The following is a 17,754-nucleotide window of genomic DNA, read 5'->3' on the forward strand; positions in this document are numbered from 1 at the left end:
ATATCACCTACAGTAAATCCTAAGACCTATATCCTTCTTCTCTTGTACCTTTGCAACAACCCCGTTGTTGATAACGTCCTCTAGTAGCAACCCCAATTTTGACCAAAATACCTGATGAACAATACCGGCCGGCATTTTACCGACTTTGTGTCAACTGCAGGAGCCGTGTTACACTAGTTTACAAAAGTTTACAAGCTGTGTTTCTAACGATTGCGCGAGGTTCGCTATGTCGCTCACCCCAATGACCCGTTACTATATTCGCCGCCTCCTTGCCGAGCGTGCTGAATTGCTTGGCTTGAACGTCAGTGCTACCGATACTGACAGTCAAGGCTTTGCCGATCAATTGGCGCGGCTAGAATCTCTGGCGACCACTAAGTTAGCAGAAATTGATCTAATTGTTCGCATGCACCAAACCCTGAGCCGAAATGGCCAAACCTACAACAGTTATCTGGCCAACCTTGAAAACAAACTCTTTGCCCTCATGGGCTTAGTGCCCAAAAATGATGATGAGGTAACAGAGATGACGCTACCGTTGCAGGAGATGGTCTCTGATGCCGATACCCATGCTGCCACCAAAGCCTTAACGTTGGCAGAGGTACTCGAGCAATTTAACAAAGTAGGGGATGTAGCGCAAAAATATCTGGGCAAAATGATTGTTGCTAACTATTGGCGGGGGACTCGTCCCTACAGCAGCTGGTTTGCTGACTTTAGTATTAACAATGAGGGTCACGTTCTGTGCCAGTCTTATCAATCCACCCGCGACATCTACTTAACGCAAGAACAGCTAGAACATCTAGAAGGGTGGCTAGCGGCCTTCATCAATCAATGCCAACGTATCCTGCCGCAATTCACCAAACAGCTACAGAAGTCTGGTGTTCCTGCAACAGTTCTTGCGTAGGGTTCCTATAAGCTCTTGACCAGTGCGTCTAGCCGACTGCAAGATTGCGACGTGGTGTCTATCAACTCTAATCATCAACACTGACTGTAAGGGAGCCAATCATGACGATCTGGGTAAGTGAACAAGTTGACCCATCGGGTCTGCTCTACGCCTGTATCGCTTGCTGTGACGAGGCTCAAGCCCAAGAGTGTGTACAGTCATTTGAAAAGAATCTCACACCAGAGCAAAAAGCAGCGGGTTGGCAGGTTCGGTTACGCAGGGTCACCTCTTGGGAAGATGTGCCCAGCACAGCTCTGAAGCTTGGCTAAGTTAGCATCAGCTACGGGTGCTGAGTTTGTTGACATACTCCCCATGCCTAAAGGCAGGGGATTCTTGTTCTTGGTTCTGCGACAGCACTTATCGCATCAGGTTGCCCTACTACGACAGCGGTGCTTATCTCCCCAAGCGTTCCCTCTTGCGAGGCGGTTCCCTTATGCCCTAAGGTACCGTTAAACCAACCAAAAAAACTTAGGTCGTTTTCTAGCCGTTAGGCTATTGGGTTTTTTATGCGGTTGATTACCCTGCCGCTATGGATAGCATAACACAAAACCGCCCTAAAGGGCGGGGTTTTAGACCTGAAAAAACAACATGCGCCTTATATCCCCATGCCTGAAGGCAAGGGCTTTACGGCGTTTTTCGGTAAAGAAAGACAGAAAAAAGTAGCCAAACTGCGATGATTTGGTTACAAGTCCAACAAATAATCATGAAACAATTATTGATCAGCATCTTCAAGCACTTGAGCGCTAGTCATACCACTGCCGTAGATGCTGATCCACACAGGTTTGAATGGCCTGACGGATCACCTCTGGAGGGGCATCTGCCTGAATTCGTTGCCAGCGATCGCCCCCAGCGGCAGCTTGGGCAGCAAATCCTGCTTGCACCCGCTCATGAAACGCAAGTGCTGTTTGCTCAAAGCGATCGCTCCTCCCCCGCCGGCGACTGCGCTCTAGACCCACTTGCGGGGGGACATCAAGCCACAGCACCAGATCTGGCACCACTCCAGCAGTGGCAATGCGGTTGACCTGATCAATTAAGGCTAAATCTAAACCGCGACCATAGCCTTGATAAGCCACGGTTGAGGCGGTAAAGCGATCGCACAAAACAATTCCGCCTTGGGCTAACTGGGGTTGAATGCAGGTGGCCACATGCTGGGCGCGATCGGCGGCGTACAGCAGTAATTCACTAAGGGGGGCAATCTCCATTGTGGTGTGCAGCAGCAGGTGGCGCAGATCTTGCCCAAGGACAGTTCCTCCGGGTTCGCGGGTAACCACCAGCGGCGGGTCAATGCCACGACTACGGAGTTTTGCCAGCCATCCACTGACCTGCAACCATTGGGCCGTCTCTTGGAGTTGGGTTGTTTTGCCGGCTCCTTCACCCCCTTCCAGCACAATAAACGACCCCCGAGTGGGCACCGCGATCACCTTAGACACAGATTGCATGAATCAGGATGGCATTGAGTAGAGTTTTGGTATAATCGCGGCATCCTGTCTTAGCATCTCCAGTCCTCCTTGGGGTGCTAGCAGCAATCATAGTGATCAGTAAACCCCAATTTCTAGTGATGGCTGAGGGCTGCCTCGTCAAGTTGGGCATACACCCATTACACTGGAACCACTGTTTGCGAGTAAACGGCTTACCACTGTACGATTATGGCTCGATATGCTCGTGTTGTCACTATTGCACTGCCCCGAGCACGGCTGAAGGAACAGTTAGTGCAAACATTACAGGCCTGTGAGCTGACGGTGATGCACGTCGGTGAGGATTATGTTGTTGCCCGAGAAACTGACCTCGACGATGTCTCTATGTCGCAACTGGTCACGGTGGAAGTGCTGATTGATAACGCAACAGCCCAGTCAGGCGTGACTAAGTTTGACTTAGTGCTCAAAAATAAAGAGTTAACTCTCAAAAAAGACAACCATTGTTTTGCCTGGTTTGATCGCATCAGCCGTGCCATTGCCGAAAACGAAAATTGGGAGTTGTTGAATAACGTGGCAACAATGTGAAAACAACGGCCACAATTACGATTGTTGGGGCTGGGGTGATTGGTGCGGCGATCGCCTACGAACTCAGCCGCGCTCTGAGCGCTGCTATTGTTGTCCTTGAAGCTCGCTCAGAGACTGAGTTTGCGGCTACTGGCGCTGCCCTTGGGGTCTTAATTGTGCAGCTGAGTCGGCGGCGGGGGCGCAATTTTCAACTGCGACAGGCAAGTTTGGCACGCTATGACACCCTCATCCCTGAACTGGAGGCGGCCACAGGCGTAGAGATTCCTTACCAACGGCGGGGGATTCTAGAGGTCTTGACAACCCCAGAGGCGGCGATCGCCACTCAGTCATGGCTAGCAATCCATAGCGACCCCTCCTTAGAATGGCTGGAGCCAGCGGCAGTGGTCTCTGAGTTTCCGATGATCAATCCCCAAGTGGTGCACGGTGCCCTCTGGGCAAAGGGCGATCGCCAAGTGCATCCCCGCCGCCTCACCGCAGCATTGCGCCAAGCTGCCCAACAGCAAGGCGTAGAATTTTGGTACCACAGTAAAGTGCTTGAGGTCAAACAGGCCGGGGAGCAGCCGCTACAGTTACGCCTTGAAACAGGCACCTTAACAACGGAGTACTTGATTTTGGCCGCAGGACTCGGGACAACGCCCTTGGCTCAGCAGATCAATCATCCAGTACTGCTACAGCCAGTACTGGGGCAAGCCCTTGAGTTTGGCTGGGCAGCGCCCCCTACCTTACCAGTGCTCACTGCAGAGGATCTTCACCTTGTCCCCGTTGATCCACACCGGGTGTGGGTGGGGGCAACCGTTGAAGGCGATCGCTCCACAGGGGATTCCCAAGCCCTAGCAACCCTGCGTGAACAGGCAAGCCACCTCTGGCCAGCATTGAAAACTGCCCCCCTCCTGCGGCACTGGCAAGGGCTGCGTCCGCGACCCTGCGATCGAGCTGCCCCCGTTATTGAGCAACTTCAGCCGCGGGTGTGGGTAGCCAGCGGCCACTACCGCAATGGCATCCTGCTGGCACCCATCACTGCCCAGTTGGTGCGCCAAGCACTAGAAGAACATTTAGCCGTGGGTAAGGGGCACAAAGCACAGCAGCCTGTTAGTGACCCTAGCGAGAATTCGGATACCAAAACATCCCCTTAATCCCCTCAGGATCAGGGCGAAAGCCTAACTGGCGATAGAAATCAACGACGTGGGGATCGGCAAACAGGGTGATATTGCTAATGTCTTCACTGCGGAGTTCTTTGATCATCTGGCGCATGAGTTCTTTGCCTAGCCCCTGCCCCTGAAACTCAGGGTGCACCACTACGTCCCAGATAGTGGCATTAAACGCGTGATCTGAGGTGGCGCGGGAAAACCCGATTAAGCGCCGGTACGCTCCCCGCTGCTCCCACATGGAAATGACCAAGAAGCTGAACTGGATGGCTTTTTTGACCTTGCGGATGGGACGACGCGACCAGCCCACGGCATCACACAGCTCCTCAAGTTCGTAAACGTCAATTTCTTTATCCTTGCTAAAGATAATTTGCCCTTCCGTACTGCTGTCCCGTTCTAGGGCAGCCTGAGAACCAAGGTCAACGGCAGTTGTTGTCGCGCTCGTTGATGGTTGCGAATTAAACAGCGATTTCCAGAAGCTCATGCCAGTATGCTGGAGATGGGAATAACCCAAGTATTGGGACGTGACCAAGTGTAACCCGGCCTAGGCTATAGTATAGCGACTCTCTACCTATGGTTTCCGATTTTCAACTCCGTAACCTCGATGTCCTGAAGCGGTTTAATCGGTCGTTTCCAGATTTTTACGAGCAGTTTGTAGGTCGAGATGTGCAACTGCAAAACCTCAAGCTGGGGTTTCAAATCCATAAAACGAATCAGGCTGTTATCTATATTGTCCCAGAGGGCGATCGCTCGGTTCTCCACTTTGCCCACCGTAATCACTCCTACCTCCTCAGTGATTTGTTTGGGGTGATGGCGGCCTACAAGTTAACGATTCATAATGTCTCTCTTTATGGCCATGTACGGCCACCGATGCTGGTATTCGTAAAATTGGTGCTGTCAGATCAGGGTCGCCCCTTGTCCAAAAAGCGCAGTGAAAGTGTACGCCGTGCGTTGCAGCAAACCCTTAGCGGTGAGTTTGCCGTCGAAGAAATGCTGGCGGTGGAGTTTAACCTCGGGGAAGGACTCAGCCAAATCAACACTAGTTTTTACGTGGATCAAGTGTTTCATCTGCCAGCGCTGTTGATCGAGTCCACCAACCATCCTGCTCTGCTCTATAAAGTAATGCATGCTATTTGGCAAGAAGAACTGTTGGTGGTAAATGTTAACTTTATGCTCTGGCAAGGGCGGGTGCGGCTGCTGTTGTACCTCCTTGGCCCCAATGGCAACCTCATTCCAGACTATTTGGGGTCACGGATCGCCACTAAAATCAAAGAGCATTTAACAGGGAATGGGTGAGCAATGAACTACCCCGCCCTTGAGAGGGACGGGGTTTCGCAACATCGGCGGGAAGCCCCCCMCTGTATGTGTGAATTGTGCTTACTCAACGAAGATGAGTGTCGGGAGTTGTTCACTTTTGCTCAATAGGCGGCTCTTCAGGTTGCTCAGCCTCAGACGCTCCCTCAAGCTGCTGCTTTGCCTGTTGCCACAGGGCGTCTAGCTCCGCCAAACTATAATCCTCAAGGGGGCGGTCAATCGCTGCTTCAATTAGTTCTAGGCGCTGAATAAAACGTTGATAGGTCTGTTGCAGGGCTTGCACGGGGTCGAGCTGGCACCAACGGGCAAGGTTAATCACACTAAATAGTAAATCCCCCAGTTCAGCGGCCTGCTGGCTGGGTTCGCCCTTCAGCAGTGCTTCTTGAAATTCTGCTAGCTCTTCATAGAATTTTTCCCACGCGCCACTAATGGTCGGCCAGTCCAAGCCAGATCGGCTGGCACGCTCACCAATTTTGATGCCTGCGATCAGGGGAGGAAGAGTACGGGCATAGCGGTGCAGTTTTTGACTGAGAGGTAAAGAGGCCTCCTCGCCTTTTTCGCTAGCTTTAATGTGCTCCCATTGATCTCGTACGTCTTCGGCAGTGGTGAGTTCCACGGTGCCAAACACGTGGGGATGACGGCGGATCAGTTTCTCGGTAATGCGCTGGGCTACGTCAGCTATGGTGAACTGATTTGCTTCGGCAGCGAGCTGACTTTGCAGCACCACCTGTAGCAACAGATCTCCTAATTCTTCAGCAATGGCCGCTGGCTGCTCCTGTTGTAGGGCATGCACTACTTCGTAGGCTTCCTCAAGAATGTAGGGAATTAAACTGGTGGGGGTTTGCTGCAAGTCCCACGGACAGCCAGTTTCTGGATGGCGGAGTTGCCGTACCACTGCGATGAGTTGGTTCAGCTGAGCAAGAGCCGGTGGTAACGGCGGCGGAAGGTAGAGTTGGAGGGGACAATCTGCGGTGGTGAGGTTGCTGAGGTCGCCAAGGGATAGGGCGATCGCCTGCTGCTGGGCATCGATCAGGCTGACGGTTGTTGTAGTAGGCCAATGGGACTGAAGCTGTTCACTTAAACGGTGGGCGATCGCCAACGTGGGAATCTGGGTCACTAGCCCCCCTTCTGGCAGCACGGAACCTTCTGCCAGTGCAGTTGCCGCAGTTAAAACGGTTAAGGGAGTCGCCATGGCGCACTGATCCTTGCTTGCTGCCCAATTCACCACTACTGTGCAACCCCATTCCTGCTTGTCTCCCTATTTTACGTCGATTCAGGCGATTTGCAGAGTTACAGGTACGCCCAAGCTAACCCTCAATTGAGCAGTGGCTCAACAGCCAGTTATGCTAAATGTAACGAAAGATTGCAAACGTAGGGTCATCATGGCAGACTTTTTGTTACGAGCAACAGCAGCAGCCGAAGGCATTCGGGCAGTAGGGGTGATTACCACCCAGCTTACCGATGACGCTCGGCAGCGACACCAACTGTCCTACGTGGCCACCGCTGCCCTTGGCCGCACCATGGCAGCAGGCCTCACTTTAGCCTCTAGTTTCAAGCAGCCCCAAGCCCGGGTTAACCTCCGCATCAAGGGCAATGGTCCATTGGGAATTATTTTTGCAGACGCTGGCAGTGATGGTACCGTGCGTGGCTACGTCCAACAGCCCCAAGTGGAGTTACCGCCCAATTCCCAAGGCAAATTAGATGTGGGTGCCGCCGTGGGAGGGCAGGGGTACCTCTACGTGATTCATGATCTGGGCTACGGCTATCCTTACTCCAGTACCGTCGAACTGGTTTCTGGGGAAATTGCCGAGGATATCACCTATTACCTTGCCACCTCAGAGCAAACCCCTTCGGCACTAATGCTTGGAGTGTTTGTTGGCGAAGAGGGGGTCACTGCTGCAGGTGGCTTAATGCTGCAAGTCTTACCCAAAGCAGCCAATGATGAGCATCTCATTGCCACCCTTGAGCAGCGGGTTGCCAATTTACGAGGATTTACACCGCTGTTACAGGCCGGTCGCACCTTGCCAGATATTTTTCAGGAATTATTGGGGGATATGGAGCTACAGATTCTACCCCAACGGCAAATGGTACGCTTTCACTGTGGCTGTTCCCAAGAACGGATGTTAGCGGCACTCAAGCTCTTGGGGGAAGCAGAATTAAAGGATATTCTAGCCACAGAGGCAAAGGCCGAAGCAACGTGTCAATTTTGTAATGCTGTTTACTGGGCGGATCAGCCTATGCTAGAGCAGTTAATTGCCGAGCTAGCAACTGCCTCGGTTTAACCCCCGGCTGAGGAGGCTGCCCATGTCTAGTGCTGTGACTGCTGCTCGTCCGCCGTTGCACTTTTTACCGCAACGGTTTAGTTATCCGGTGTGGTGGGGGTTCTCGCGGCTGTTACCGCTGTACTTACGTTACGGCCTAGGCTTTCGCAAGATAGAAGGGGTCAATGTTGAGACCTTGGCACGGACCTATCAGCAATTTCAAGCCGGTCAACTGCGGTTGTTGCTGGCGTTTCGCCATCCCAGTACCGATGATCCCTTGGTCATGGGCTACCTGATGTGGCACCTATTACCCCGTACCGCCAGACAAATCGGGATTCCCTTAAAATCGCCCACCAATGGCTATTTTCTCTACGATCGCGGGATTCCCCTGTGGGCGGGAGAGGCGGTAGGGTGGCTCTTTTCGCGGCTGGGGGGCAGTTCCATTATTCGCGGCAAGCTGGATACCCAAGCGTTGCGGGCAGCGCGGGAGTTGTTACTGGAGGGGCAATTTCCCTTGGCGGCAGCACCGGAGGGAGCCACAAATGAGCACAATGAATTGGTGGCACCCTTAGAACCCGGGGTGGCTCAACTGGGGTTTTGGTGCCTAGAGGATTTGGCTAAAGCTGGGCGATCGCTGCCTGTGGTGATTTTGCCCATTGGCATTCAATACACCCTAGCTAGCCCCTCATGGGCACGGATTGCGCACCTCATGGATCAGCTAGAGCAGCGACTGGGGTGTGGCACCACTGCAACCGGTACGGATGTAGAACTGTTGTACCGTCGCTTATTTAACGTGGCAATGCACTTGTTAGATTGCTTAGAGGTGTTTTATGCCAAGTCTTATCGGCAGCAGTTTCCCCCGCTGCCAGCCTTTGAGAATGCCAATGCCGAGTTGGCGGCGCGGTTGCAGCGGCTGTTGCACAGTGTCCTTGTGGTTGCGGAAGACTACTTTGGCCTCAAGCCCAGCGAGGATTTCGTGGATCGCTGTCGGCGCATTGAGCACGCCGCGTGGGAGCGAATGTTTCGGGGGGACTTAGATCAGCTTTCTACCGTAGAGCGCTGTCTGGCAGACTGGCTGGCGGAAGAAGCGAATGTGCGGCTCCGGCATATGCGTTTAGCGGAGCGGTTTACCTCAGTGACCGGCAGCTATGTGCGCGAGCAACCCAGTATTGATCGCTTTGCTGAGGTGGTGCTCATCCTCTGGCGCACCTTTGATTGGCTCGAAGGAAAGCACTCGAATGTCAATGGGCTAGTAGGGCCGCGGCAGGTGCGCTTAAGTGTCGGTGAACCAATTGACTTGGAGCATTACTGGCCCCTCTATCGCCGCGATCGCCGGGGGGCGCGGCAAGCCCTTAACGACGTCACCACTGCTATTCGAGCGCAGTTTGAAGCCCTTATTGTGCCCACAACGAACGGATAACCAACCACCATCTGTGCTGAGGGTTCTGCCATTCCTCCGCTAAGATGTATAGCAGGGAGCAGCAATGCGTTGTTACCCTAAGTAGGAGCAATTCATTGCTCTTGTATATTTGCTCATTGATTGTATTACGACACAGGTACCAGTGGCTCTCACCAAAAAAACACAGCAAGATCAACCCATGATTAATGAGCGCATTCGTTTTCCACGGGTGCGAGTTGTTGATAGCGACGGCTCTCAATTGGGCATTATGACCTCTCAAGAGGCGATGGCGATCGCCCGCGAAAAAGAACTAGACCTCGTTCTTGTCAGCGATAAGGCCGATCCGCCGGTGTGTAAAATCATTGATTACGGTAAGTTTCGTTTTGAGCAAGAAAAGAAAGCGCGTGAAGCCCGCAAAAAGCAACACACCTCTGATGTTAAGGAGGTGAAGATGCGCTACAAAATTGAAGAACACGATTACAATGTTTGCATTAACCGCGCGGAGCGCTTCATCAAAGCAGGAGATAAGGTAAAAGCAACAGTCACCTTCCGGGGACGGGAAATTCAGCACTCTCACCTTGCAGAAGACCTGCTCAAGCGGATGGCCAATGATTTACAAGCCATAGCCGAGGTGCAGCAACCTCCAAAACAAGAAGGCCGCAATATGATTATGTTTTTGGCACCGAAACGCTGATTTTGCTAGTCGCAATGGTTAAGTTTCGCCCCGATCGCTCGTTGCAACTACCGGTGGCACCTGTGTCCTCCCACGGGGGTCTCTGGTTAATTGCTGCCGCTGTTGCCACAGTGATCCTCTGGCAGGTACCGCTGGGGAACTACCTTCTCTATCCGTTTACGATTTTAGCCACATGGTTTCATGAAATGGGGCACGGCCTCACCGCTATCCTGCTGGGGGGCTACTTCCGTGAATTAGTCATTTTCCCCAATGGTTCAGGGTTTGCCCACTATGGTGGCGAGGTATTGCTAGGGCGGTTGGGGCATGGGTTGGTGGCGATCGGCGGGCCACTGGGGCCAGCCATTGCTGGTAGTGTGTTGATTTTGTCATCGCGATCGCCGCGTGCAACTAGCCTTTGCCTCCAGGCCTTAGGCATTATTATCATGGTTTCAACCCTTTTGTGGGTGCGCTCCCTGTTTGGCATTCTCGTGATGCCCCTCATTGGGTTAGGGGTACTATTGATTGCCGATCGGGGAAGCCGCTGGCTAAAGGACTTTAGTATTCAATTTTTGGGGGTGCAAGCCTGTATTAGTACCTTTCAGCAGGTGGGCTACCTCTTCACCTACAGTATTCCCAGTGGTCACCTCTCCGACACGGGTTTACTGCAAAAGTATCTGTTTTTGCCCTATTGGCTGTGGGGTGCGGCAATTTCGTTCTTGACAGTGGCGCTGCTGGTATGGAGCCTGAAAACCGCTTATAGCTCTCCCCCCTCGCTGCCTCAGTAAATTCCCCAGCGTCGTCGCCATTGGCTGGTGGACTCCCGCCCTGAGGTCTGCTGCTCGGCATACCGCCGTGCCTGAATCTGCTGCGGCGTATCTATAAGGCAGGGGTCACGATAGGGAATGCCGGCGCGGGTTTGCAGGTGCTCCTGTTCCATCGCAGACAGGGGAATCAAGCCTGAAGACTGCCAGCGGGCAATGGTGCCCTGAGACCACTCATGAGGGGCGTGGGGGGCACGCAAGGGCAGGGTGCCAATGTGCAAACCGGCCGCTAACAGTGCAGATCGCACCGCTGCTGCGCGGGAGTAGGTGGCCAGATACCCATCGGGCGCCAGACACCGCGCCACAACCCGCAAAAACTCGACGCTCCACAATTGGGGACACCGCTGCGGCGAAAAGGGGTCAAGGAAAATTGCATCGGCCTGAAAGCCGCTAGCTGCAAGGTCTTGAATGGTTTGGCGGGCATCGCCTAGGCACAGTTGCGCCTGACAGTTCGCTGTGGTGTAGCGGTGGTGGTGCGCCAAGGCACGTAGAACCTCGAGGACGGACTCCGGCCAGGGTGGCATGATGGCGATCGCCGCCACCGGAACCGTTGCATCCAGTTCCAGACCAACCACTGTAATATGGCAATGGGGATGCCGCTGCCAGATCACATCGAGGGCGGCGGCGGTATTGTAGCCAAGGCCATAGCAAATATCCAAGAGGGTGACATGGGAGCGTTGGCTTTTTTCTTCTAGCGCAGTAGCGATCGCAAACTTTTCTAGAGCTTCCTGCTGCGCACCCGTGCGGCTATGAAAGCTCTCACCAAATTCTGCGGAGAAGAAGGTGGCCGAGCCATCAGCGGTAGGTTGAGGCAGCCATACACCCATGGGACACTGCAACATTCGCAAATTGGGAAACACGCAACCCTAGCGAATAGACGATGCCTCGTGATAGTTATGACCGCTTTTTAGCGGTGGAACGGCTCTTACCGCTCCCTTTCTTGCTCTTCGAACTCGAACTAGCAAAGCCTTTCGACTCGGCCTCTGTTGGCGAGGGAGCCGGTTCCGGTGCCGGCGCAGCAGCGGCCATGGCTTGGGTTTGTGCTGCCACCTCCTGCGCAAGATTAGTCTCCTGCTTTTCGATACCTTCCCCCAAAACAAAGCGTTGGAATCGCCGTACTTGGATATTTTCCCCTAGTTCAGCGATTTTTTCCTTCACTAGCTCTTCAACGGTCTTAGACTGATCGCGAATAAAGGGTTGATTCAGCAAACACAACTCTTTCAGCGTTTTTTCTAGCTTGCCGGCAACAATTTTTTCCTTGACCTCCGGTGGCTTACCTTGCAGGGCATCAGAGCCAAGAGCAATTTGGCGTTCCTTTTCCTTATAGTCAGCCGGAATATCATCGATAGAGACAAATTCCACGTTTGGACACGCAGCAATTTGCTTGGCAATATCTTGAACCAGTGCCTTAAATTTTTCGTTGCGGGCAACAAAGTCGGTCTCGCAGTTGACCTCGACTAGAACCCCAATGCGACCGCCGGTGTGGATGTAGCTATCCACCAGTCCTTCACTGGTGACACGGCCTGCCTTTTTACCGGCTGAGGCTAAACCCTTTTGCCGTAGCCAAGCAATGGCCGCTTCCATATCGCCGTTAGACTCTTGCAGCGCTTTTTTGCAGTCCATCATACCGGCGCCGGTCTTGTCGCGCAGTTCTTTGACTAATTTGGCTGAAATCTCTGCCATGGTGTGTTCCTCAACGATTAAGCGTCAGATTCATCCGGAATATCAAGGGATTCAGCATCGCCATCTGCACTTTCATCCTCTTCAGGAAGATCGAGTTCTGGCTCATCCAACTGGCCATGGCGACCTTCGTAGATCGCATCAGCCAGCTTGCCCACAATCAGCTTAATGGAACGAATGGCATCATCGTTAGCCGGAATGGGAATATCCACTTGATTGGGGTCGCAGTTGGTATCTAATAGCGCCACAATGGGAATGCCTAACTTTTGACACTCAGCTACGGCATTGTACTCTCGTTTGACATCAACGATGATGGCAACATCGGGCAAGCGACGCATTTGCTTAATACCACCAAGGTACTTTTGCAGTCGCGATAGCTCTCGCCGCAGCGTCGAGGCTTCTTGCTTGGGACGCAGATCAATGAGGCCACTTTCTTCCATGCTTTCTAGTTCTTTGAGCCGATCCACGCGGGTTTTAATCGTATTCCAGTTGGTCAGCATTCCCCCCAACCAGCGTTGGTTCACATAGTAGCTGCCGCAACGCAACGCCTCTTGATGGACGATGCCCGCTGCTTGCCGCTTTGTGCCAATAAACAAGAAGCGTTTGCCTTTTTCGGAGGCCTCACGGATGTAGTGATAGGCTTCATCCACTAGTTGAGCCGTTTGCACAAGGTCAATGATGTGCACCCCATTGCGCACGGTAAAAATGTAGGGTGCCATGCGGGGGTTCCAACGCCGCGCTTGGTGGCCGAAGTGAACCCCTGCCTCGAGCATTTGGGCAAGGCTTAAAACAGACATTCAGTTGTACTCCTATGGGTTAAGCGACCATCCGCCATCATCCGGTGAGGACACCCAAGGGGACGGATGTGTAAAATTCACAGACTTCCTATCATAGCAAGTTTAGTCTCTCTTGTTTGAGGCGCATTTTTGTGCCGCAGCAGCAACCAGAGCATCTTAGCTTCAGACTCCCATAGCAATTTCCAGCATCCCTCGATATGATGGAGGCAATGCCGTTGCTTAACATTTAGTAATGTTGGTACAACCTTCGCAACCCCAACGCTGGTTCCAGTGGCTACAAAAAACACTGCTGTTTGGTCAAGACCCCAGTGGTGAATTGTTTGCCATTTTGTTGGTCTATTTTGTGCAAGGGGTTTTGGGGTTGGCACGGCTAGCCATCAGTTTTTTCTTTAAGGATGAATTGGGTCTCTCTCCGGCTGAAGTGGCGGCGTTGATGGGGGTGGCGGCACTACCGTGGGTGATCAAGCCGGTATTTGGCTTGGTCTCCGATAGTTTGCCCCTCTTTGGCTTTCGGCGCCGCTCCTACCTAGTCCTTTCGGGGCTATTGGGATGCGGGGCATGGCTGAGCTTGGGAACTTGGGTGCAAACGGCGTGGCAAGCGACCCTAGCGATTCTGGTTGCTTCCATTGCCATTGCCCTCAGTGATGTCATTGTTGACTCCTTAGTAGTGGAGCGGGCGCGTCAGGAGTCAGCCACTGAAACAGGAACGCTGCAATCCCTAAGCTGGGCAGCCACGGCCTTAGGGGGAATCCTCACGGCTTACTTCAGTGGTCAACTGCTGCAATGGGTGAGTACGCGCACGGTGTTTTTGCTCACGGCCACCTTTCCCCTACTGGTTTCAGCGGTGGCAGGGGCGATCGCTGAAGATCGCATCAGGGTTGCTCCAGACCTGCGGCAAACATGGCAGCACATTGGTCGCGTGCGCACGGCAATGATGCAAAAGACCATTTGGCTGCCGGTCGCTTTTCTCTTTCTTTGGCAGGCTACACCGGGTTCAGAATCAGCGTTTTTCTTTTTCACCACCAATGCGCTAGGGTTTGAGCCAGAATTTCTGGGACGGGTGCGCCTTGTCACCAGTGTGGCATCGCTACTGGGAGTATGGCTCTTTCAGCGCTACCTTAAAACTTTACCCATTCGTACAATCTTTTTCTGGAGTACCATTCTCTCAGCCGTGCTGGGTTTATCGAGTTTAATTCTGGTGACCCATCTCAATCGCCAATGGGGCATTAGTGATGAGTGGTTTAGCTTGGGGGATAGCCTTGTTCTGGCGGTGATGGGTCAAATTGCTTTCATGCCAGTGTTAGTGTTAGCCGCACGCCTGTGCCCCCCAGGGATTGAAGCCACTCTGTTTGCGCTACTGATGTCCATTAGTAATCTTGCTAATTTGGTCTCCCATGAACTGGGGGCGCTTCTGACCCATTGGTTGGGGATTACAGAGCATAATTTTGACCGATTGTGGTTGCTGGTGCTGATAACCAACGTGAGTACGCTGCTGCCCTTGCCCCTGCTCGGTTGGCTACCCCAGCAGATTAAGCCCCCCACCTCTAGCGCCGCCAAGGCGACTGTCTCTGTTGATGTTGAATTGGAGCCAAGTGTCTCATGACTGGATTACTGACCGGCGATCGCCCCTATAGCATGGCCGACTGGCGGGGCGGTACTCAGTCTCTCACTGAAGAATACGACTATTGGATTGATGAGGTGGAGGGCACTGTTCCCAAGGATCTCAACGGTACCCTCTACCGTAATGGCCCTGGCTTACTGGAGCGGGGTGGGGTCTCCCTTGCCCATCCCTTTGATGGTGATGGCATGATCTGCGCCTTTCACTTTGAACAGGGGCGGGTGCACTTTCGCAATCGCTACGTGCGCACAGCCGGGTTTCTAGAAGAAGAAAAAGCCGATCGCCTTCTCTATCGCGGTGTCTTTGGCACCCAAAAGCCTGGGGGCTGGCTGGCGAATTTTTTAGACACTCGCATTAAAAATATTGCCAATACCCACATCATTTATTGGGGGGGCAAGTTACTGGCTTTGTGGGAAGCGGGTCTTCCCCATCGTCTGGATCCGGCCACCCTAGAGACCCTAGGGTTAGACAATCTAGACGGCCTCTTAGGCGAACACGATGCCTTTGCAGCGCATCCCCGCTTTGACCCCCAAACGCAACGGCTTGTTAACTTTGCACTCAAGCCCGGACTCAATACCCGCATTCACCTCTACGAATTTGCTGCCACGGGAGAGTGTGTCTCGCAGCCCGTCTTCCAGATTCCTGGGTTTGCCTTTATTCACGACATTGCGCTCACCCCACACTACGCCATTGTGTTTCAAAACCCGGTGCGGCTCAACCCCTTACCTTACCTATTGGGATTGCGCGGAGCAGCGCAGTGTATTCAATTTAATGCCAACGAGCCCACGCGCATCTGGCTTTTGCCAAGAGCGGGGGGGGCACCGCAACAGTTCACAATGCCAGCCTGCTTTGTCTTTCATCATGCCAATGCCTATGAAGCTGGCGACGAGATTCACATCGAGTCCATTGCCTACAGCCACTTCCCCACCCTCGACCCGGGCACAGATTTTCGTGAGGTGAATTTTGCATCTCTCCCCGCCAGTTTGCTGTGGCACATCACCATCCATCGACCCACGGGCAAGGTGACCTCAACCATAGTGGACGATCGCCCCTGCGAATTTCCAGTGGTGCATCCAGCTAAGGTGGGGCAGCCCTACCGCTACACCTACCTAGCGGCTGGTCATGATCCTAAGATCAATGCCCCTTTGCAGGCACTTTGGCGGCGCGATCGCCACAGCGGTGAGCAGCAGTTTTGGTCAGCAGCACCCCAAGGATTTGTCGGCGAACCCATTTTTGTCCCCCGGGGTCTCGATCAGGGGAGTTTTCTCTGGCACGGCTCCCAAGACGAAGACGATGGCTGGGTGTTACAGGTCATGTACGATGCCAGTTCCCACACGTCCCAATTACTGATTTTTGATGCTGCGGCCATCCATGGCGGCCCCATTGCCCGTCTGCACCTAAAGCACCATATCCCCTATGGGTTGCACGGCTCATTTACAACTTACAGCGGTTTGCATAACTAACTGGCACAGCAGCAGCAGTGAGCAAAGTCATTCTTCAACGTCTCAGAATATTGTTTCTGCAAGAATTGTCCCATATCGTTGCGGAAACCGCTGTATTACAACTGTCTTTATGGGCCATCTCTTCCAGAGTTGTGGCGATCCGAAATTCGTTGTGACTCTCTACCCTCTCTAGATAGCCTCAGCCACGCGCACAACGTAGGGCTATGGCAGGCGTTGCGTTGGAGTGTTGTCTTTCTCAACGTGGTGAAAAGGATCCCTCAACTAAACCCCTCAAAGGATTTAACAAATGTCGCAAGAAATCCCCGATTCTACCGCAGGTGAATCGTGGGATGAATGGCGACCCATAAATCAACGTGCGTAGCACATCCTCTTTGCTATCTGGTAGGATATTATCAGTAACATCCAAAGACGCTAAATGTTGCAAGCGTACAAGTTCAGAGCCTATCCAACCCACGAGCAGAAATTAGCCCTAGCCAAGAGCTTTGGCTGCTGCCGCTGGTACTGGAATTACTCGCTCAACTTGTGCCAAGAAACCTACAAATCAACTGGGAAAGGGTTGTCCCGCTCAGCTATTCAGGGATTACTCCCTGGCCTGAAAAAGGAGCACCCTTGGCTGAAGGAGGCTTACTCGCAGTGCTTGCAAGTTGTGGCTCTAAATTTATCCACGGCTTACAAGAACTTTTTTGAGGGAAGAGCGAAGCTACCAAGATTCAAATCCAAAAAAGGTCGTCAATCGATAACCTACCTTCAAAACGTCAAAGTAGAAGGGGATTGCGTTAAACTCCCTGGAAACGTTGGGACATTGTACTGCTGTCAACATCGAGAGTTTGAGGGGAAAATCAAATCGGCTACGGTTTCGCTCAATCCAGATGGGAGGTACTATGTGTCCATCCTCGTTGAGGATGGCCGAGAGCAACCCCCTCCTAGTCCTGAGAGGGAAGCAATAGGCATAGATTTAGGGCTGACTCACTTCGCAATTACGAGTGACGGCTCGAAGTTCGACAACCCTCGGCATTTAGCCAAACATGCTCGTAACCTAAAGCGCAAACAGAAGAAGCTTTCTCGCAAACAGAAGGGGAGCAACAATCGAGATAAAGCTCGAAAGCGAGTCGCTCGCGTTCACCATAAAATAGCTCGCTGTCGTGAAGATTTTCTGCACAAGCTATCCCGCAAGATAGTCAACGAAAACCAAGTGATTGCTGTAGAAAATCTGCATGTGAAAGGGATGGTGCGAAATCCCAAGCTAGCCAAAGCGATTAGTGATGCTGGCTGGGGGATGTTTTGTACCATGCTCAAGTACAAAGCTGAAAGAGAAGGAAAGGTTTATCAAGAAGTAGACCGTTTCTTTCCTTCCTCAAAAACCTGTCATGTTTGCCTCAATCAAGTGGGTAACCTACCGCTTGATGTTCGCAATTGGACTTGTGATGTTTGTAATACAGAGCATGATAGGGATATAAATGCTGCAATCAACATAAGAAATGAAGCCTTGCGGATATTGGAGTTAGGAACTAGCTCTACTGCCTTTGGGAGGGGACGTAAGACATCTGGTAAAACTTCGGTTTTGCTAGATGCTGTCCCCGTTGAACAAGGAAGCCGCTTATCTATCGCGTAGCGATGATGAGCGGTAGTTCACTTGACTCTTGGGG

The 17,754-nt window shown here is 52.7% G+C and carries 18 protein-coding genes; 12 read left to right on the forward strand and 6 right to left on the reverse strand.

Annotated elements, in window-relative coordinates:
- Positions 1 to 226: 226 nt before the first annotated feature.
- Together L5220_RS03690 and L5220_RS03695 are read left to right on the forward strand one after the other, a co-directional pair.
- Positions 227 to 898: a hypothetical protein gene (locus L5220_RS03690; RefSeq protein ID WP_499571665.1), complete on the forward strand. Its 672-nt coding sequence runs from the start codon at positions 227 to 229 to the stop codon at positions 896 to 898.
- Positions 899 to 999: 101 nt separating this feature from the next.
- Positions 1,000 to 1,206: a glycogen debranching protein gene (locus L5220_RS03695; RefSeq protein ID WP_448526494.1), complete on the forward strand. Its 207-nt coding sequence runs from the start codon at positions 1,000 to 1,002 to the stop codon at positions 1,204 to 1,206.
- A 474-nt stretch (positions 1,207 to 1,680) separates the two neighbouring features.
- Here the strand turns inward: L5220_RS03695 and tmk are convergent, their stop codons facing one another.
- The gene (tmk, locus tag L5220_RS03700) at positions 1,681 to 2,367 is read right to left on the reverse strand and encodes a dTMP kinase (RefSeq protein ID WP_499571667.1); all 687 of its coding nucleotides are present in this window, start codon (positions 2,365 to 2,367) and stop codon (positions 1,681 to 1,683) included.
- A 216-nt stretch (positions 2,368 to 2,583) separates the two neighbouring features.
- Between tmk and L5220_RS03705 the strand changes: the two genes are divergently transcribed.
- Entirely contained in the window at positions 2,584 to 2,937 is a 354-nt protein-coding gene (locus L5220_RS03705; RefSeq protein ID WP_499571669.1) for a hypothetical protein, read from the forward strand.
- Positions 2,934 to 4,070, forward strand: a complete 1,137-nt coding sequence (locus tag L5220_RS03710; RefSeq protein ID WP_499571671.1) for an NAD(P)/FAD-dependent oxidoreductase — start codon at positions 2,934 to 2,936, stop codon at positions 4,068 to 4,070. The genes L5220_RS03705 and L5220_RS03710 overlap by 4 nt, the downstream gene beginning before the upstream one ends.
- On the opposite strand, the gene L5220_RS03715 is transcribed toward L5220_RS03710, so the two are convergent.
- Entirely contained in the window at positions 4,036 to 4,566 is a 531-nt protein-coding gene (locus tag L5220_RS03715; RefSeq protein WP_499571673.1) for a GNAT family N-acetyltransferase, read from the reverse strand. The genes L5220_RS03710 and L5220_RS03715 overlap by 35 nt on opposite strands.
- 89 nt (positions 4,567 to 4,655) lie before the next feature.
- On the opposite strand from L5220_RS03715, the gene L5220_RS03720 reads away from it, so the two are divergent.
- Positions 4,656 to 5,378 (forward strand): ACT domain-containing protein, encoded by a 723-nt coding sequence (locus tag L5220_RS03720; protein WP_099798473.1) that lies wholly within the window; start codon positions 4,656 to 4,658, stop codon positions 5,376 to 5,378.
- Between the two features lie 112 nt (positions 5,379 to 5,490).
- Here the strand turns inward: L5220_RS03720 and mazG are convergent, their stop codons facing one another.
- On the reverse strand, positions 5,491 to 6,588 hold the full coding sequence (gene mazG / locus L5220_RS03725; RefSeq protein WP_499571675.1) for a nucleoside triphosphate pyrophosphohydrolase: 1,098 nt from the start codon (positions 6,586 to 6,588) through the stop codon (positions 5,491 to 5,493).
- Positions 6,589 to 6,778: 190 nt separating this feature from the next.
- Between mazG and hslO the strand changes: the two genes are divergently transcribed.
- The 4 genes from hslO to L5220_RS03745 all read left to right on the forward strand — a co-directional run bounded on the left by hslO (position 6,779) and on the right by L5220_RS03745 (position 10,514).
- Entirely contained in the window at positions 6,779 to 7,678 is a 900-nt protein-coding gene (hslO, locus tag L5220_RS03730) for an Hsp33 family molecular chaperone HslO (protein ID WP_499571677.1), read from the forward strand.
- A gap of 22 nt (positions 7,679 to 7,700) precedes the next feature.
- The gene (locus L5220_RS03735) at positions 7,701 to 9,077 is read left to right on the forward strand and encodes a 1-acyl-sn-glycerol-3-phosphate acyltransferase (RefSeq protein WP_448514820.1); all 1,377 of its coding nucleotides are present in this window, start codon (positions 7,701 to 7,703) and stop codon (positions 9,075 to 9,077) included.
- Between the two features lie 178 nt (positions 9,078 to 9,255).
- Positions 9,256 to 9,750 carry a translation initiation factor IF-3 gene (gene infC, locus L5220_RS03740; protein WP_376787932.1) on the forward strand — a complete coding sequence of 165 codons (495 nt, stop codon included), beginning with the start codon at positions 9,256 to 9,258 and terminating at the stop codon, positions 9,748 to 9,750.
- A gap of 14 nt (positions 9,751 to 9,764) precedes the next feature.
- Positions 9,765 to 10,514, forward strand: a complete 750-nt coding sequence (locus L5220_RS03745) for a M50 family metallopeptidase (RefSeq protein ID WP_499571679.1) — start codon at positions 9,765 to 9,767, stop codon at positions 10,512 to 10,514.
- Here the strand turns inward: L5220_RS03745 and L5220_RS03750 are convergent.
- From L5220_RS03750 to rpsB, 3 genes are all read right to left on the reverse strand, one after another.
- Positions 10,508 to 11,377, reverse strand: coding sequence for a tRNA (5-methylaminomethyl-2-thiouridine)(34)-methyltransferase MnmD (locus tag L5220_RS03750; RefSeq protein ID WP_499571682.1), 870 nt, complete (start codon positions 11,375 to 11,377; stop codon positions 10,508 to 10,510). The genes L5220_RS03745 and L5220_RS03750 overlap by 7 nt on opposite strands.
- 67 nt (positions 11,378 to 11,444) lie before the next feature.
- A complete protein-coding gene (gene tsf, locus L5220_RS03755) occupies positions 11,445 to 12,233 on the reverse strand; it encodes a translation elongation factor Ts (protein ID WP_448514846.1) in 789 nt (262 codons plus the stop codon).
- Positions 12,234 to 12,250: 17 nt separating this feature from the next.
- The gene (gene rpsB, locus L5220_RS03760; RefSeq protein ID WP_448514845.1) at positions 12,251 to 13,027 is read right to left on the reverse strand and encodes a 30S ribosomal protein S2; all 777 of its coding nucleotides are present in this window, start codon (positions 13,025 to 13,027) and stop codon (positions 12,251 to 12,253) included.
- Positions 13,028 to 13,259: 232 nt separating this feature from the next.
- On the opposite strand from rpsB, the gene L5220_RS03765 reads away from it, so the two are divergent.
- The 3 genes from L5220_RS03765 to L5220_RS03775 all read left to right on the forward strand — a co-directional run bounded on the left by L5220_RS03765 (position 13,260) and on the right by L5220_RS03775 (position 17,720).
- Positions 13,260 to 14,630: a folate/biopterin family MFS transporter gene (locus tag L5220_RS03765; protein WP_499571685.1), complete on the forward strand. Its 1,371-nt coding sequence runs from the start codon at positions 13,260 to 13,262 to the stop codon at positions 14,628 to 14,630.
- Complete coding sequence (locus L5220_RS03770; protein WP_499571687.1) at positions 14,627 to 16,108, forward strand: carotenoid oxygenase family protein; 1,482 nt, start codon at positions 14,627 to 14,629, stop codon at positions 16,106 to 16,108. The genes L5220_RS03765 and L5220_RS03770 overlap by 4 nt, the downstream gene beginning before the upstream one ends.
- A 415-nt stretch (positions 16,109 to 16,523) precedes the next feature.
- Positions 16,524 to 17,720, forward strand: a complete 1,197-nt coding sequence (locus L5220_RS03775; RefSeq protein ID WP_499571689.1) for an RNA-guided endonuclease InsQ/TnpB family protein — start codon at positions 16,524 to 16,526, stop codon at positions 17,718 to 17,720.
- Positions 17,721 to 17,754: the final 34 nt, after the last annotated feature.

It is taken from the genome of Synechococcus sp. PCC 6716 (genome assembly GCF_022570815.1).
Lineage (GTDB): Bacteria > Cyanobacteriota > Cyanobacteriia > Thermosynechococcales > Thermosynechococcaceae > Thermosynechococcus > Thermosynechococcus lividus.

Coding starts and splice junctions, on each gene's coding strand:
- L5220_RS03690 (WP_499571665.1), top strand. CDS start 227: ATGTCGCTCACCCCAATGACCCGTTACTATATTCGCCGCCTCCTTGCC.
- L5220_RS03695 (WP_448526494.1), top strand. CDS start 1,000: ATGACGATCTGGGTAAGTGAACAAGTTGACCCATCGGGTCTGCTCTAC.
- L5220_RS03705 (WP_499571669.1), top strand. CDS start 2,584: ATGGCTCGATATGCTCGTGTTGTCACTATTGCACTGCCCCGAGCACGG.
- L5220_RS03715 (WP_499571673.1), bottom strand. CDS start 4,566: ATGAGCTTCTGGAAATCGCTGTTTAATTCGCAACCATCAACGAGCGCG.
- L5220_RS03720 (WP_099798473.1), top strand. CDS start 4,656: ATGGTTTCCGATTTTCAACTCCGTAACCTCGATGTCCTGAAGCGGTTT.
- mazG (WP_499571675.1), bottom strand. CDS start 6,588: ATGGCGACTCCCTTAACCGTTTTAACTGCGGCAACTGCACTGGCAGAA.
- hslO (WP_499571677.1), top strand. CDS start 6,779: ATGGCAGACTTTTTGTTACGAGCAACAGCAGCAGCCGAAGGCATTCGG.
- L5220_RS03735 (WP_448514820.1), top strand. CDS start 7,701: ATGTCTAGTGCTGTGACTGCTGCTCGTCCGCCGTTGCACTTTTTACCG.
- infC (WP_376787932.1), top strand. CDS start 9,256: ATGATTAATGAGCGCATTCGTTTTCCACGGGTGCGAGTTGTTGATAGC.
- L5220_RS03745 (WP_499571679.1), top strand. CDS start 9,765: ATGGTTAAGTTTCGCCCCGATCGCTCGTTGCAACTACCGGTGGCACCT.
- L5220_RS03750 (WP_499571682.1), bottom strand. CDS start 11,377: ATGGGTGTATGGCTGCCTCAACCTACCGCTGATGGCTCGGCCACCTTC.
- tsf (WP_448514846.1), bottom strand. CDS start 12,233: ATGGCAGAGATTTCAGCCAAATTAGTCAAAGAACTGCGCGACAAGACC.
- rpsB (WP_448514845.1), bottom strand. CDS start 13,027: ATGTCTGTTTTAAGCCTTGCCCAAATGCTCGAGGCAGGGGTTCACTTC.
- L5220_RS03765 (WP_499571685.1), top strand. CDS start 13,260: ATGTTGGTACAACCTTCGCAACCCCAACGCTGGTTCCAGTGGCTACAA.
- L5220_RS03770 (WP_499571687.1), top strand. CDS start 14,627: ATGACTGGATTACTGACCGGCGATCGCCCCTATAGCATGGCCGACTGG.
- L5220_RS03775 (WP_499571689.1), top strand. CDS start 16,524: ATGTTGCAAGCGTACAAGTTCAGAGCCTATCCAACCCACGAGCAGAAA.